19 protein-coding genes are annotated in these 12984 nt (G+C 52.6%); 2 read left to right on the top strand and 17 right to left on the bottom strand.

Features of this window, described 5'->3' with window-relative positions:
• Positions 1–92: 92 nt before the first annotated feature.
• Positions 93–455 carry an ACP-like domain-containing protein gene (locus BM261_RS01175; RefSeq protein WP_074894645.1) on the top strand — a complete coding sequence of 121 codons (363 nt, stop codon included), beginning with the start codon at positions 93–95 and terminating at the stop codon, positions 453–455.
• A gap of 167 nt (positions 456–622) precedes the next feature.
• On the opposite strand, the gene murB is transcribed toward BM261_RS01175, so the two are convergent.
• The 10 genes from murB to hscB all read right to left on the bottom strand — a co-directional run bounded on the left by murB (position 623) and on the right by hscB (position 8812).
• Positions 623–1645, bottom strand: a complete 1023-nt coding sequence (gene murB, locus BM261_RS01170; RefSeq protein ID WP_074894351.1) for a UDP-N-acetylmuramate dehydrogenase — start codon at positions 1643–1645, stop codon at positions 623–625.
• A complete protein-coding gene (locus BM261_RS01165) occupies positions 1642–3021 on the bottom strand; it encodes an MATE family efflux transporter (protein WP_074894349.1) in 1380 nt (459 codons plus the stop codon). The genes murB and BM261_RS01165 overlap by 4 nt, the downstream gene beginning before the upstream one ends.
• A gap of 91 nt (positions 3022–3112) precedes the next feature.
• A complete protein-coding gene (gene iscX, locus BM261_RS01160) occupies positions 3113–3310 on the bottom strand; it encodes a Fe-S cluster assembly protein IscX (RefSeq protein ID WP_074894347.1) in 198 nt (65 codons plus the stop codon).
• A 218-nt stretch (positions 3311–3528) separates the two neighbouring features.
• Positions 3529–3870, bottom strand: a complete 342-nt coding sequence (gene fdx, locus BM261_RS01155) for an ISC system 2Fe-2S type ferredoxin (RefSeq protein ID WP_074894345.1) — start codon at positions 3868–3870, stop codon at positions 3529–3531.
• 60 nt (positions 3871–3930) lie between these two features.
• Positions 3931–4731 (bottom strand): hypothetical protein, encoded by an 801-nt coding sequence (locus BM261_RS01150; protein WP_074894343.1) that lies wholly within the window; start codon positions 4729–4731, stop codon positions 3931–3933.
• A 329-nt stretch (positions 4732–5060) separates the two neighbouring features.
• A complete protein-coding gene (locus BM261_RS01145; RefSeq protein ID WP_074894341.1) occupies positions 5061–5423 on the bottom strand; it encodes a TIGR02328 family protein in 363 nt (120 codons plus the stop codon).
• The gene (locus BM261_RS01140; protein WP_240317900.1) at positions 5420–5692 is read right to left on the bottom strand and encodes a hemagglutinin repeat-containing protein; all 273 of its coding nucleotides are present in this window, start codon (positions 5690–5692) and stop codon (positions 5420–5422) included. The genes BM261_RS01145 and BM261_RS01140 overlap by 4 nt, the downstream gene beginning before the upstream one ends.
• A 103-nt stretch (positions 5693–5795) precedes the next feature.
• Positions 5796–6227: a hypothetical protein gene (locus BM261_RS01135; protein WP_240317899.1), complete on the bottom strand. Its 432-nt coding sequence runs from the start codon at positions 6225–6227 to the stop codon at positions 5796–5798.
• 189 nt (positions 6228–6416) lie between these two features.
• Entirely contained in the window at positions 6417–8270 is a 1854-nt protein-coding gene (hscA, locus tag BM261_RS01130) for a Fe-S protein assembly chaperone HscA (protein ID WP_074894339.1), read from the bottom strand.
• A 41-nt stretch (positions 8271–8311) separates the two neighbouring features.
• Positions 8312–8812, bottom strand: coding sequence for a Fe-S protein assembly co-chaperone HscB (gene hscB / locus BM261_RS01125; RefSeq protein WP_074894337.1), 501 nt, complete (start codon positions 8810–8812; stop codon positions 8312–8314).
• A 199-nt stretch (positions 8813–9011) separates the two neighbouring features.
• Between hscB and BM261_RS01120 the strand changes: the two genes are divergently transcribed.
• Positions 9012–9242, top strand: a complete 231-nt coding sequence (locus BM261_RS01120) for an alternative ribosome-rescue factor A (protein WP_074894335.1) — start codon at positions 9012–9014, stop codon at positions 9240–9242.
• Here the strand turns inward: BM261_RS01120 and iscA are convergent.
• The 7 genes from iscA to iscR form a co-directional block, all read right to left on the bottom strand.
• Positions 9210–9530, bottom strand: coding sequence for an iron-sulfur cluster assembly protein IscA (gene iscA / locus BM261_RS01115; RefSeq protein WP_049253545.1), 321 nt, complete (start codon positions 9528–9530; stop codon positions 9210–9212). The genes BM261_RS01120 and iscA overlap by 33 nt on opposite strands.
• Before the next feature lie 52 nt (positions 9531–9582).
• Positions 9583–9831, bottom strand: coding sequence for a recombinase RecA (locus BM261_RS01110; RefSeq protein WP_074894332.1), 249 nt, complete (start codon positions 9829–9831; stop codon positions 9583–9585).
• 141 nt (positions 9832–9972) lie between these two features.
• Positions 9973–10359 carry a Fe-S cluster assembly scaffold IscU gene (iscU, locus tag BM261_RS01105; RefSeq protein WP_074894329.1) on the bottom strand — a complete coding sequence of 129 codons (387 nt, stop codon included), beginning with the start codon at positions 10357–10359 and terminating at the stop codon, positions 9973–9975.
• A gap of 68 nt (positions 10360–10427) precedes the next feature.
• Positions 10428–10556: a hypothetical protein gene (locus tag BM261_RS12815; RefSeq protein ID WP_002234986.1), complete on the bottom strand. Its 129-nt coding sequence runs from the start codon at positions 10554–10556 to the stop codon at positions 10428–10430.
• A 111-nt stretch (positions 10557–10667) separates the two neighbouring features.
• Entirely contained in the window at positions 10668–11060 is a 393-nt protein-coding gene (locus tag BM261_RS01100; protein ID WP_074894327.1) for a hypothetical protein, read from the bottom strand.
• 42 nt (positions 11061–11102) lie between these two features.
• Positions 11103–12317: an IscS subfamily cysteine desulfurase gene (locus tag BM261_RS01095; RefSeq protein WP_049229055.1), complete on the bottom strand. Its 1215-nt coding sequence runs from the start codon at positions 12315–12317 to the stop codon at positions 11103–11105.
• A 26-nt stretch (positions 12318–12343) separates the two neighbouring features.
• Positions 12344–12787, bottom strand: a complete 444-nt coding sequence (gene iscR / locus BM261_RS01090; protein WP_003770462.1) for a Fe-S cluster assembly transcriptional regulator IscR — start codon at positions 12785–12787, stop codon at positions 12344–12346.
• Positions 12788–12984 lie beyond the last annotated feature (197 nt).

Raw genomic sequence — 12984 nt, 5'->3', positions numbered from 1 at the left:
GACCCGTTGCATTGGCAACCGAAGGAAAATCGCTTGCAGGTTTTCCGGTTGAAAAGCAAACTCTTCCAATAATGAAAATGGAGTACATATTTATGAAATTATTACCTGCTTTTGCCGCTGCCGCTTTGGCTGCCGTTTCATTCAGCGCCGTTGCCGCTCCTGCCGGTTATGTGTCTTACCGCTGCGACAGCGGTAAAAAACTGAATGTAATGTATGAATTTGACCGTGATGGCAATGCTGTCGGTGCTGCTGTCAATGCAGCCGGTACTAAAGCAAACCTGCGTGTTGACAGAAATCGTTCCGACGATACCGGTACGACTTTCAGCAATAAACGCGGTTATGTAATGTCTGCAGGCTACATCGGCAGAGACACCCACACTACATCTGAAGTGGTTGGATTGAACGCTCCGGGTGGACGTTTCATCGTTAAAAACTGTGAGCCTACCAGCCGTTAATCCCGTTTGATATAAGAGGCCGTCTGAAAATTGTTTTCAGACGGCCTTTCTGTTGCCGTTTTTGGGATGGGGCGGTAAGGTTTTATTGTATTTTTATTGGCAACGGTTTCGGCAGGTGGCGATAAGGTTGGGGATAGCGGTAATCCGTTATGGCCAAATGTCGGCAGTTAAACCCAGTTGGGTTCGGTTTCCAATTCGACGGCAAAAGTTTGATAAACCTGAGTGCGGATTTCGTCTGCCAATGAGGCAACGTCAGTAGCGGAGCCTTGTCCGAGATTGACAATGACCAATGCCTGTTTTTCATGTACGGCCGCGTTGCCGATGCGTCGGCCTTTCAGGCCGCATTGGTCTATCAGCCATCCGGCGGCGAGTTTGACTGTTCCTTCTGCCTGGGGATAGTGCGGCATGGTTGGATGGGCGGCGAGCAGTTCGGCGGCACGGTGTGTGGAAACCACGGGGTTTTTGAAGAAGCTGCCGACATTGCCTTGAATTTTAGGGTCGGGCAGTTTGCTGCGGCGGATGGTGCAGACGGCTTCGGAAACGCTGCCGGCAGTCGGCTGCCGTCCGCCGCATTGTTCGGCCAATACGGCTGCCAGGTCGCCGTAAGCGGCTTTCAGGATGAAGTCGGTGGAGAGTTTGAATACGACGGCGCAAATGACGTAACGGCCTTTGCCTTCCTGCTTGAACAGGCTGTCGCGGTAGGCGAAGCGGCATTCGGCGTTGGAAAATTCGACGAACCGCCGTTCGGCCAAATCGAAGCATTTGACGGTGTCGATCAGGTCTTTCACTTCCACGCCGTAGGCACCGATATTCTGTACGGGTGCCGCGCCGACCGTGCCGGGAATCAGGCTCAGGTTTTCCAAGCCGTTCAGGCCGATGGTGACGGTGTGGCAGACGAAGTCGTGCCAGATTTCGCCTGCTTGCGCTTCCAGTAGCACCAGGCCGTCTGAACGCCGGATTTCACGGATGCCTTTATTGTTGATTTTCACCACCAGCCCCGGATAGTCGCCCCGGAGCAGGATGTTGCTGCCGCCGCCCAGCCAAAGGACGGGATGCTTGGCAAATATTTCGCTATCGCAGAGGGCCGGCAGTTCGGCTGCATCGTTCAGTTCGGCAAAGTAGCGGGCACGTCCCGGCAGGCCGAAGGTGTTGAGGGTTTGCAAATCAATGTTTTCTTGAATGTTTATCATGACGACCTCGAATGGTTAGCGATGGTTCTGCTGTGTTTTTCAAGCAGCCACACGAGCAGGACGGCGGCAGCGGCGAGGGAAACGATCAGTGCCGCCCAAAAGCCGTAAATCTTCATTCCGGCCAAATTGGCCAACAGCCATCCCGGTATCAGTCCCAAGCCCCAGAAGGCGGCGGCGTGAACCAACATTGGCGCACGGGTGATTTTATAGCCGCGCAGGGCATAGGAGGCGATGCATTGGGTGAAGTCAAACAGTTGGAACAGCGCGGAAAAAAGCAATACGGAAGCCGCCAACTGCAAAACGGCGGCATCTTTGGTGTACATTCCGGCCAATGGAGCGCGCAGCAAGGAGAGCAGCAGCATGGTGCATAAGGCCAGCATCAGGCCGCAGGCGATGCCGACGCCGGAAATATAACGCGCGCGCTGTTTCTGCCGCCGTCCGATAGAGTAGCCGACGCGCACGGTTACCGCCGCTCCGACGGCCTGGGGAACCATGTAGATAATGCCGGTGAGGCTGATGACGATTTGTTGCGCCGCCACATAATCATTGCCGAATTTGGCAATCAGAAACATGATGAAGGTAAACAGGCTGGCTTCGAGAAAGTACGACAGGCCGGCCGGTTTGCCCAGTTGCCAAAATTGCTTGAGCATCGCCAAATCCGGTTTGGAAAAGCCACCCTGCAGGCCGAAGCGGTGGAAATAGGGCGATTTTTTCACATATAGCCATAATGCGACGGTGCTGAACCAGCAGACCAACATGGTGGCCAGGCCGCAGCCCGCGCCGCCCAATTGCGGCATGCCGAACTTGCCGTATACGAAAACATAGTTCAGCGGGATATTCAGCAACAGTGCGGCCCAGGAAACCCACATAATCGGTTTCGGCCGGTTCAGGCTGGAGGCGTAGGCGTGCAGGGCGCGGTGCAGCATCATGGCGGGCATGGCGGGCGCGGTAAACATCAGATATTGCGCCAGCATGTTTTCCACATTGTCCGACAGTTTCAAATACCATAAAAAAGGCGGAATCGCGGCCAGCAGAAGCACCATGCCGGCCAAGCCAAGCAGCAGGCCGAACCACAGACCCTGACGGCCGGTTTCGCCTACCTGTGCCGTTTCGCCCGCGCCGTGCTGCTGCGACAAAATCGGGTTCAACGCAGTCATCACACCCATCCAGGTAATGAATACGGTGGCGAAGGCCGCACTGCCCAACGCGACGGCGGCCAAGTCGTCTTTGCTCGCACCGCCCGCCATGACGGTATCGACAAACCCCAGCCCCACCGCCGCAATCTGCGCCAGCATCATCGGCCAGGCCAAGGCAGCCAAAGTTTTGGCTTCTTTGGCGAAAACGGCCGGGGAATAGCGGTTCAAATCAAGCAGCATGGGAATTCCGATACGGTTCAGACGGCCTGTTGTGCAGGCCGTCTGAAAAATAAAAAAGGGGCGTATTTTAACAAATTCGGGCGGCTAAGGCCTATTCCATTTCCTCAATCCATGCTTGTTGCACGGCTTCCAAAATGCGTTCGCCGCAGCGGGCCGGGTCATCGTCAAAATCGGGCAGCGCCATAATTAAGTCGCGCAGTTGGGTGAAGCGTACGGTTTTCGGGTCGATGCTGTCGCCGTGCAAATCGTAGAGTTCTTCGGCGATGCGTTGGGTGTCTGTCCATTTCATCAGAATTTCCTTAACGGTTGAAACCCCATCCTTCAGGGCGGTGGAACCTTGGTTTATTTTGGATGGGTGTAACCCTTTCCAAATCAGGGCGGCACACAGGGCTGCGCCTTATATGCGGCCCTATGTGTTGAAACATGGTTTGTTCTTTGTGTTTCGGGATTGCGTTGTCAGGCCGTCTGAAAGAGCCCTGTTTGGGTTTTCAGACGGCCTGTTGCCGTTTAATGGTTTTCACGCGCGTGGTTGATGGTGTATTTGGGGATTTCCACTACCAAATCTTCGTCGGCAACAACGGCCTGACAGCTCAGGCGCGAGTCGGCTTCCAAGCCCCATGCCTGGTCGAGCAGGTCTTCTTCCAGCTCGCTTGGCTCTTCCAAACTGTCGAAGCCTTTGCGGATGATGACGTGGCAAGTGGTGCAGGCGCAGGATTTTTCACAGGCGTGATCGACTTCGATGTCGTGGTCGAGCAGTACGTCAAGGACGGTTTTGCCTTCGGGCGCGTCTTCAATGACTGCGCCTTCGGGACATAATACGGCGTGTGGGAGTACGGTGATTTTGGGCATTTTTATTGTCTCTTGTAATGAGTGGTTTGATAATGGTGGGGTTTAACAATAGTCTGTGTTCTATGTCCATTCGAATGTAAATAATGCAATCCGGCTGACGGGTTCATAGAGCAGAATTACGTCATCTGCTCCGTTGGAGTATCCATATCCTGAGCATGAGGCAATATGGTAGAAAGGATTACCCTGGTGTTCTATGAATACGTTCCAATCCTTGTCTTCTTTTAGAGTGAAGGCGGGAGGAATGGGACTAGTATCTACCCAATTTCCACCTTTAATCACTCCGCCTAATCTATCAAGATATAGACCAAAATAGGTATTATCGTAAGGCTCGTCGCCGTACCGCCCCTCTCGTTTTTCAAAATCTGATTTGTTCTTTTGATAGATTTGAACAGATTCATCGAAATACTTCAGTGCTTCTTGATAAAATTCTTCTTTACACGTTTCCAGAATGTCTTTGTTTTCAAAAGCATTGGGATCGAAATCGGCGCAAAGTATTTGTTTTAAGTTCTCTCTGTATTGAGGACTGCGGGTGAAATAGCCTTCTTCTCCCAAAAATTCATATTTGTTATCGTCTGTCAAACGGAAAGCCAGCCAGTTTTCACCAATAAATTTATTGTGGTAAGCGGGTGTGCAGCCACCTATATTGTATCCATAAGGTTCGATTGGGTTGATAAGATGGACGATTGTGCCACTCCATTCTGTTTTAAATTCTCCCAAATCTATACTCATCATGGGTAGGAAATGATTTTTTAGCCATGGCTGTTTTTCACAGAATACAGTTTCCGGTTCTGCAAAAGCAATGAGATTTTCATTGAGTTCGTTGACTTTTTCCTTGAATGGGAGATTTGTAAGTTTGTTCATGGTTTGCTCGTGCTGGGTTGGTTATTATAGTGGATTAAATTTAAATCAGGACAAGGCGACGAAGCCGCAGACAGTACAGATATAGTGGATTAAAATTGCAATGATACGGCGTTGCCAACGCCCTTATGTACTACCCGTACACGGCGGGCGTTGCCGCCTTGTCTCATTTTTATTTTAATCCACTATAGTACGGAACCGATTCACTTGGTGCTTCAGCACCTTAGAGAATCGTTCTCTTTGAGCTAAGGCGAGGCAACGCCGTACCGGTTTAAAGTTAATCCACTATATTTCAGACGGCCTTTTGTGATGAAAGGGTCGTCTGAAACCGTTTATAACACGATGCCTTTGTTTTTTAAATTTTCCAGACATTCGTCCAGATAAGCATCATCGTGTTCGGGGTAAATCGGCGAATCGGCGGCTTCGATATCGTGTGCGGGATAAGGGGCAACCGCTTTGCCGCGGTACAGCGGGTCTTTCCACAGCGGGTCGGGTTTGTAGCCGCGTTTTTCCATTTCATCCATAATCAGCGCGTGATACAGATAGAGCTTGTAAGGCGAATGGGTGAAGACGTAATTCACCGTCGCGTGCGGCCTGCCCCAGCCTGCTCCGCGTAAGGCGGCGCATTCGCGGTGCTGCCCTAACAGTTGGGCACGGGGGAGCAGGGGAATGAGGGTTTGGTGCCAGAGTCTCATTTTGATTCGAATAATGTCAGGTACTCGGAATAGGCTTGTTTTAAACCTTTTTTGGAGTAGGTGGTATAAATAATGTTGCTGCCTTGGACGGTAATGTTGCCCTCGCGGCTGCGGATATTGATGTCGCCGCCGGCTTTCAGGCTGCTTTCGCGGCTTTGGCGGTAGTTTTGGTTTTGTTCCTTGCCGGCGGTTTTAAAGCCGAAGCCGGCTTCGACGGACAAGAGGACGGCGCCTTGCTGTCCGGTTTGGTTTTTAAGGGCGTCGGCCACTTTGCCGACGCCATCGGCCAGTTGGTAGGCTTGGGCGCCGGCGGCATCTGATTATTTTGAAATTGCCATTTCAATGACTTGCTCAACATAGTTGTTTTCCAAATCAATTACGTCTCCTTTTTTTTTGTTTTGATATTTTTAATTCGTCATACGCGTAAAAAATAGCAATTTTTTTCCCTTCACAAAATAAATGTCTGTCGGATTTATTCATCATATACATACTTTCATTCCTTACGATGCCTTCACCATCTATAAAACTAAAACTATTCGGTATGTTTCTTCTTTCCATTCCTGCCTCATATATTGACGATATTACTCCGGAAACGCTTCTGGTGATAATCTGTCCGGAATCAATATTAGCCCACCATTCATCCGACGCAAACAATCCTTTGTCTTTTTTGATGCCAAAGATACTTTCGTCATTCAATGACAGTAATCTTGTATCTTCAATATGCTCCTTCTTTTTTCTATTTTTCATATCTTTTTTAAAATCATAAACCAAATACATATCATCATCTAAATTTAAATAGCTCATTTTATATCTCCAATTTTTTCAAATGGAGTCCGTCTTCGATTTCAGTGGTTAATTTTGTTCCGCTTTTGCCGAAATATTCATCAGACAGACAATGCCGGATTTTTCCATCTTGATTCTTTATTTCGTTTTTACAGACGCTATCTTCAGACGGCCTATTTCGTTGTATAGGCCGTCTGAAACCTTTTAGCGTCAAATGTTATCTACATTCTGCCCTGTCAGCGCGCGCTGTATGGTGCGGTTCATGCGTTTGGCAGCGAAGTTGTCGGTGCTTTGTCCCAGTTTAGCGACGGCGGCGCGGATGTCTTCAGCCGTGCCTTCTTTCAGACGGCTTTGCAGTTCGGCGATGCAGCCGCGTATATCGGCTTGTTCGTTCTCGTCCAGCAAGTCGCCGTCCAGTTCGAGTGCGGCGGTTACGGCGGCGGTGATGCTTTCGGCTTCAACCAGGGCTTCGGCACGGGCGCGGGCGGCCATGTCTTCGGCGGCGTTGGCCATGCTGTCTTTGAGCATTCGGGTGATGGTTTGGTCGTCCAGGCCGTAGGACGGTTTGACTTCGATTTGCGCCTGCACGCCGGTGGTTTGCTCCTGCGCGGATACGGACAGCAGACCGTCGGCATCGACTTGGAAGGTTACGCGGATACGCGCCGCGCCCGCACTCATGGGCGGGATGCCGCGCAGGGTGAATTTGGCCAGGCTGCGGCAGTCGGCGATGAGTTCGCGTTCGCCTTGGACGACGTGGATGGTCATCGCGGTTTGGCCGTCTTTGAAGGTGGTGAATTCTTGTGCGCGGGCGGTGGGGATGGTGGTGTTGCGCGGTATGATTTTTTCGGCCAGCCCGCCGTAGGTTTCGAGTCCGAGCGACAGCGGGGTTACGTCCAAGAGCAGCCAGTCGCCGCTGTTTTTGTTGCCGGCGAGTATGTCGGCCTGCATGGCCGCGCCCAGTGCGACGACTTGGTCGGGGTTGAGGTTGTTGAGCGGGGTTTGGCCGAAATAGGTGGCGACGGCTTGTTGGATGTGGGGCATACGGGTCGAGCCGCCGACCATAATCACGCCTTTGATGTCGGCTTTGGATACGCCCGCGTCTTTGAGTGCCTGTTTGACGGGCTCTATGGTTTTTTGGACGAGTTGGCGGGTCAGGTTTTGAAATTCCTGTCGGGTGATGACGGTGCTGATGCTGCGGCCGTCTGAAAGAGTGGTTTCGACCGTGGTTTGTTCGCGGTCGGTGAGTTGTTCTTTGGCGCGGCGCGACAGGGCGAGCAGGTTTTGGCTGTCTTGTTCGTTCAGGGCGGAGAGTTTGTTTTGTTCGAGCAGGTGGCAGAACAGGCGGTGGTCGAAGTCGTCGCCGCCCAGCGCGCTGTTGCCGTTGGTGGATTTGACGGCAAACAGGCCTTTGCTCAGTTCGAGTACGGATACGTCCAGCGTGCCGCCGCCCAAGTCGTAAACGACAAACGTGCCTTCCGCACCGTTGTCCAGTCCGTAGGCGATGGCGGCGGCAGTGGGTTCGTTCAGCAGGCGCAGGACGTTGATGCCCGCCAGCCGTGCCGCGTCTTTGGTGGCTTGGCGTTGGGCTTCGTCGAAATAGGCGGGAACGGTGATGACCGCGCCGACAAGCGTGCCGCCCAAGTTGGCTTCGGCGCGTTCTTTCAGGTGGCGCAGGATGTCGGCAGAGACGTCTATCGGGGTTTTCGCACCTTGCCGCGTGTTGATTTCGATGATGTTTCCGCCGTTGCCGAAGCGGTAGGGCAGGTGGGCGGTGTCGATGTCTTCGAGTTTGCGCCCGATCAGGCGTTTGGCCGAACTGACGGTGTTTTGCGGATCGGCTTTTTGCGCGCCCAGGGCTTCGCCGCCGATGACCAGGCCGTCTGAAAGGTAGCGGACGACGGAGGGCAGGGCGGTGTGCCCATGCTCGTCTTTCAGGCAGGTTGCGCTGCCGCTTTTGACGGTGGCAACCAGGCTGTTGGTTGTGCCCAAGTCTATGCCGACGGCGAGGCGGTGTTGGTGGGGGGCGGCGGATTTGCCGGGTTCGGCGATTTGGAGTAGTGCCATGATGTGTTCTTTATGTATTCGGGGTTTGGGGCGGATTCGGTTTAAACGGCGTTTTCGATTTCCTGCCGCATTTTATTGAGAAAACGGCCTTGTCGCACGAGTTGGGCGGCAGTTTGATATTGTTGCGCATCGAAGGCGGCAGCCAGTTGGCCGTATAGGGCGGTTTGCTCCGCAGATACTTGGCGCTCCAAGGCATTCAGGGCGGCGGTGTCGCCTGCCGCACGGGCTTCGGCCAGCGTTTCGCGCCATTCCATCTGCTGCATCAGGAATTCGGGGGCAAAGGCGGTGTGTTCGGGGGCGTCGGCATCGATGTTTTGCGTCATGAGCAGGCTGGCGGCGCGGTCGATGGGGTTTTTCAGGATGCGGTAGGCTTCGTTTACGGCGGCAGCCATCATCACGGCCTGTTTTTGTTCGAAAGCCGATGCTGAGGCAAATTTGTCGGGATGGCAGTTGGCCGCCAGTGCGCGGTAGCGGGTTTCAAACGCGTTTTCGTCGATTTGGAAGGTTTCGGGCAGGCCGAACAGGGTAAAGTGTTGGTTCATCGAAATTTCCTTAATGCTTGAAACTCCATCTTTAGTGACGGTAGGGCAGGGTTCGTTCGGGAGGGGTGTCGGCGTTTCCGGCAGGGCTGTACATGGGGCTGTGCCTCATATGCGGCCTTTTTGTTGAAACATCAGCTTGTTACGTTTTTTTGTTTTGGCTATAATCCGCCGCTTTGTTTTAATATGAAAGGACTGGCAGATGGCCGGCAAGGTTCAGCTCAATAAGGGCAAAATCCGCGATAATGCGTTGAAGGCTTTGGTTAAATCCAATTTGTTCCGCCACAAGGTAGAGCGCAAACGGAAAGGCAAAGGCAGTTACAACAGGCAGGAAGCGAAAAAATGGCGGGACGGTTTTGATACTGTCCCGTCTTTTTTGTTGCCCGCTTCCCGACGGATGTCAAACGTGGAAGCTTTCTCCGCAGCCGCATGAATCTTTGACGTTGGGGTTTTCGAATTTGAAACCTTCCTGTAAACCTTCTTTGGTGTAGTCCATTTGCGTGCCGTCGAGATACACCAGGCTTTTCGGGTCGATGTAGACTTTTGCGCCGTTTTGTTCGAATACCAAGTCTTCGGGGTCGGCTTCATCGACAAATTCGAGATTATAAGCCATGCCGGAGCAGCCGCTGGTTTTCACGCCCAAGCGAACGCCTAAGCCTTTGCCGCGTTTTTCAAGGAAGTTTTTGATGTGGTTGGCGGCGTTTTCTGTGAGGGTAATCATGTTTTTCCTTTGTTTTCGAGTGGAAACGGGTTTCAGACGGCCTGATTTACTTTTAAAGGCCGTCTGAAAGGTTTTGGCGAGCCCATTGGATTGCGGCGTTTACGGCGGCTTTGGCCTGCGGGCTGTTTTTCCAGCAGGTTGAGCCGGTCAGTGCCGCGCCGTGCTGTAAAACGGTGTCTGCATCGGCTGCCGCAAGTTTGGCTACGTCATCCAAGCCCATTTGCTGCAAACGTTGCAATACGGTTTTGCCTATGCCTTTGACGGCAAGCAACGATTGGGTTTGTTCTTCGGTAAAGGGCATGGGTTTCTTTCTTTGCCGTGCGGTTGTCGCCTTAGTTTCTTGATGGTTTGCCGGCCTGTTTCGTTTGGAGGGCGGGCTGTTTGGGTGCGGCATTTTGTTTTTCAGACGGCCTCTCGGATAGCAGGCCGTCTGAAAACGCCATCAGGCTGTTTCGCGTTTTTTGCGGTAGTCGGATACGGCGGCTTTAACTGCGTCTTCGGCCAAAATCGAACAGTGGATTTTTACCGGCGGCAATTCCAATTCTTCGGCGATTTCGCTGTTTTTAATTGCCATGGCTTCATCCAAACTCTTGCCTTTCAGCAATTCGGTAACAAGTGAAGACGAAGCGATGGCGGAACCGCAGCCGTAAGTTTTAAATTTCGCATCTTCGATGATGCCCTCGTCGTTCACTTTGATTTGCAGGCGCATCACGTCGCCGCAGGCGGGCGCGCCGACCATGCCGGTGCCGACGGATTCGTCGTTTTTGTCGAACGTGCCGACGTTGCGGGGGTTTTCATAGTGGTCGATTACTTTATCGCTGTATGCCATGATGTGGTTTCCTTAATGTTTTTGATAGTTTCAGTGGTTTGTTTGCCGATTTTCAGACGGCCTGAAGTTTAGATTTTGCACGCACCGCCTTCGCAGCCGTCGTCGTTTTCCGAATCGACGCCGCCTTCCACGGTAACGCCGTCAAAATCTTCAAGCAGGTTGTCGAGATTGTCCAAATCTAAATCTTGTTCGTTCATGGTTTTGTATCCTTGATTTTAATGTGGTGGCTTTTAGGTCGTCTGAAAAGGCCTTTGGGGATTTTCAGACGACCTTTTTTATTTATAGGTAGGTTGCTGAAAACGGATGCTTTAGCTCAAATCAAATACCTGTATCGTCAAAACCGCTTCGGGCGGCAATGTGCGCAGTAATTCAGGACGATGCAGTTTCAAAGGACGATAGCCGTACGACTTCATCAGCACGGTTTCGCCCTTGTCGTCTTCCATAAAAACAGGCGTGAAGTTTCCATGCGGCGCATTGCCCTGCGGCGAGATTTTACCGCCTAGCAGCCACGAGGCGACGTGCCGCGCCTGCGTTTGGTAAACATCTGGATAGCCGCCTTTGTTCTCGGTCTGCGTGGCTCGCCCTTCTTTGCAAAGTTCATCCAGCCAGTCCGAACCGGAAACGCCGCACTCCCACGAGGCGATGAGATGTGGCTCTTGCCTGTCTGCATCGCTGAAAACGCTTATCCACCAACCCAGCATAATTTATTCCTTTCGTGATGGTTTTTTGAGTGCAAGCTGCTTTTAATGCGCCGCCCATTCAATCGAGTTCAAATCAATCCCGTCTTTGAACATTTCCCACAGCGGAGACAGTTCGCGCAGTTTGCCGATTTTGGATTTGATCAGTTCGGCGGCGAATTGCACTTCTTCTTCCGTGGTCATGCGGCCGAAGGTAATGCGCAGGGATGAGTGTGCCAGTTCGTCGTTGCGGCCGAGCGCACGCAGGACGTAGCTGGGTTCGAGCGAGGCGGAGGTGCAGGCGGAGCCGCTGGATACGGCGAGTTCTTTCACCGCCATAATCAGGCTTTCGCCTTCGACGAAATTGAAGCTGACGTTCAGGTTGTTCGGGGCGCGGTGTTCGAGGTCGCCGTTGATATAGACTTCTTCGATGCCTTCGATGCCTTTGAGGAAGATGTCGCGCAGTTTGCGGTAGTGCGCCATGTCTTGCTCGAGTTCTTCTTTGGCGATGCGGAAGGCTTCGCCCATGCCGACGATTTGGTGGGTCGGCAGGGTGCCGCTGCGGAAGCCGCGTTCGTGGCCGCCACCGTGCATTTGGGCTTCGAGGCGGACGCGGGGTTTGCGGCGGACGTACAGTGCGCCGATGCCTTTGGGGCCGTACACTTTGTGGCCGGACATGGACAGCAGGTCGATTTTGGCGGCTTCCACGTCAACAGGCACTTTGCCGCAGGCTTGGGCGGCATCGACGTGGAAGATGATTTTTCGTTCGCGGCAGATTTCGCCGATGGCGGGAATGTCTTGCACTACGCCGATTTCGTTGTTCACCCACATCACGGAAATCAGGATGGTGTCGTCGCGGATGGCGGCTTTGAGTTCTTCCAAATCGATTAAACCGTTTTCCTGCACGCCGAGATAGGTTACTTCGAAACCTTGGCGTTCGAGTTCGCGCATGGTGTCGAGCACAGCTTTGTGTTCGGTTTTGACGGTGATGAGGTGTTTGCCTTTGGTTTTGTAGAAGTTTGCCGCGCCTTTGATGGCGAGGTTGTCGGACTCGGTCGCGCCGCTGGTGAAGACGATTTCTTTTGGATCGGCGTTAATCAGGGCGGCGATGTCGGCGCGGGCTTTTTCGACGGCCTCTTCCGCTGTCCAGCCGAATGCATGGCTGTTGGAAGCGGGGTTGCCGAAGGTTTCGGTTAAGTAGGGAATCATTTTTTCGGCAACGCGTTTGTCAACGGGGGTGGTGGCGGCGTAGTCGAGATAAACGGGGGTTTTGACGGTCATGGTGTGTTCTTTCTTACTGTTGTTTGTCAGTTGATATGGGTCAGATGAACGATTTTGTTCGAGTGGTGGTCTTTTTGATTGAGTACGGTTTGCAGGGTTACGCTGCTGAGGTATTGGTTGATGGTGCGGTTTAGGTTTTCCCACAGGTCGTGGGTCAGGCAGGGTGCGCCGTTGTGGCAGTTGGCTTTGCTGCTGCACAGAGTTGCATCCAGTCTGTCTTCGGCGGCGGTGATGATTTGGGCAATGCTGATTTCGTCGGCTGCTGCAGCTAATACATAGCCGCCGCCCGGCCCGCGTATGCTGTCCACCAGTTTGGCCCGGCGGAGTTTGCCAAACAGCTGTTCCAAATAGGATAGTGAGATGTTTTGACGTTCGCTGATGTCGTTTAGTTTGACCGCGCCGTTTTGGGCATTCATGGCCAAATCGAGCATGGCGGTTACGGCGAAACGTCCTTTGGTAGTCAGTCGCATGGTGGTTGGTGTTGTTATGGTTTCGGGGTGGATTTTGCGATAGTTGAGTGAATTAGTCAAGTATTTGCGCTTTATTTGACAGCGGTCAATACAGATAAAATTTAAAATGATATGTATTTGCAAGTAATGAAGATTTGCGTTAGAGTGCGACGTTTTACCGCAGCAGTGAGGCCGTCTGAAAAAGGGGCTTGCGGCGG

This window comes from Neisseria elongata subsp. elongata, from assembly GCF_900113545.1.
Taxonomy (GTDB): domain Bacteria; phylum Pseudomonadota; class Gammaproteobacteria; order Burkholderiales; family Neisseriaceae; genus Neisseria; species Neisseria elongata.
Note: the sequence above shows the minus strand (reverse complement) of the source record. Positions and strands in the feature narration are given on the sequence as shown.

Excerpts from the sequence above, each read along its gene's own strand:
- iscR (WP_003770462.1), bottom strand. The coding sequence starts at position 12,787 with ATGCGACTGACTACCAAAGGACGTTTCGCCGTAACCGCCATGCTCGAT.
- BM261_RS01145 (WP_074894341.1), bottom strand. The coding sequence starts at position 5,423 with ATGAGACTCTGGCACCAAACCCTCATTCCCCTGCTCCCCCGTGCCCAA.
- BM261_RS01120 (WP_074894335.1), top strand. The coding sequence starts at position 9,012 with ATGGCCGGCAAGGTTCAGCTCAATAAGGGCAAAATCCGCGATAATGCG.
- BM261_RS01095 (WP_049229055.1), bottom strand. The coding sequence starts at position 12,317 with ATGACCGTCAAAACCCCCGTTTATCTCGACTACGCCGCCACCACCCCC.
- murB (WP_074894351.1), bottom strand. The coding sequence starts at position 1,645 with ATGATAAACATTCAAGAAAACATTGATTTGCAAACCCTCAACACCTTC.
- hscA (WP_074894339.1), bottom strand. The coding sequence starts at position 8,270 with ATGGCACTACTCCAAATCGCCGAACCCGGCAAATCCGCCGCCCCCCAC.
- BM261_RS12815 (WP_002234986.1), bottom strand. The coding sequence starts at position 10,556 with ATGAACGAACAAGATTTAGATTTGGACAATCTCGACAACCTGCTTGAA.
- hscB (WP_074894337.1), bottom strand. The coding sequence starts at position 8,812 with ATGAACCAACACTTTACCCTGTTCGGCCTGCCCGAAACCTTCCAAATC.
- BM261_RS01165 (WP_074894349.1), bottom strand. The coding sequence starts at position 3,021 with ATGCTGCTTGATTTGAACCGCTATTCCCCGGCCGTTTTCGCCAAAGAA.
- iscA (WP_049253545.1), bottom strand. The coding sequence starts at position 9,530 with ATGATTACCCTCACAGAAAACGCCGCCAACCACATCAAAAACTTCCTT.
- iscX (WP_074894347.1), bottom strand. The coding sequence starts at position 3,310 with ATGAAATGGACAGACACCCAACGCATCGCCGAAGAACTCTACGATTTG.
- BM261_RS01100 (WP_074894327.1), bottom strand. The coding sequence starts at position 11,060 with ATGCTGGGTTGGTGGATAAGCGTTTTCAGCGATGCAGACAGGCAAGAG.
- BM261_RS01110 (WP_074894332.1), bottom strand. The coding sequence starts at position 9,831 with ATGCCCTTTACCGAAGAACAAACCCAATCGTTGCTTGCCGTCAAAGGC.
- BM261_RS01175 (WP_074894645.1), top strand. The coding sequence starts at position 93 with ATGAAATTATTACCTGCTTTTGCCGCTGCCGCTTTGGCTGCCGTTTCA.
- fdx (WP_074894345.1), bottom strand. The coding sequence starts at position 3,870 with ATGCCCAAAATCACCGTACTCCCACACGCCGTATTATGTCCCGAAGGC.
- BM261_RS01135 (WP_240317899.1), bottom strand. The coding sequence starts at position 6,227 with ATGAGCTATTTAAATTTAGATGATGATATGTATTTGGTTTATGATTTT.
- BM261_RS01150 (WP_074894343.1), bottom strand. The coding sequence starts at position 4,731 with ATGAACAAACTTACAAATCTCCCATTCAAGGAAAAAGTCAACGAACTC.
- iscU (WP_074894329.1), bottom strand. The coding sequence starts at position 10,359 with ATGGCATACAGCGATAAAGTAATCGACCACTATGAAAACCCCCGCAAC.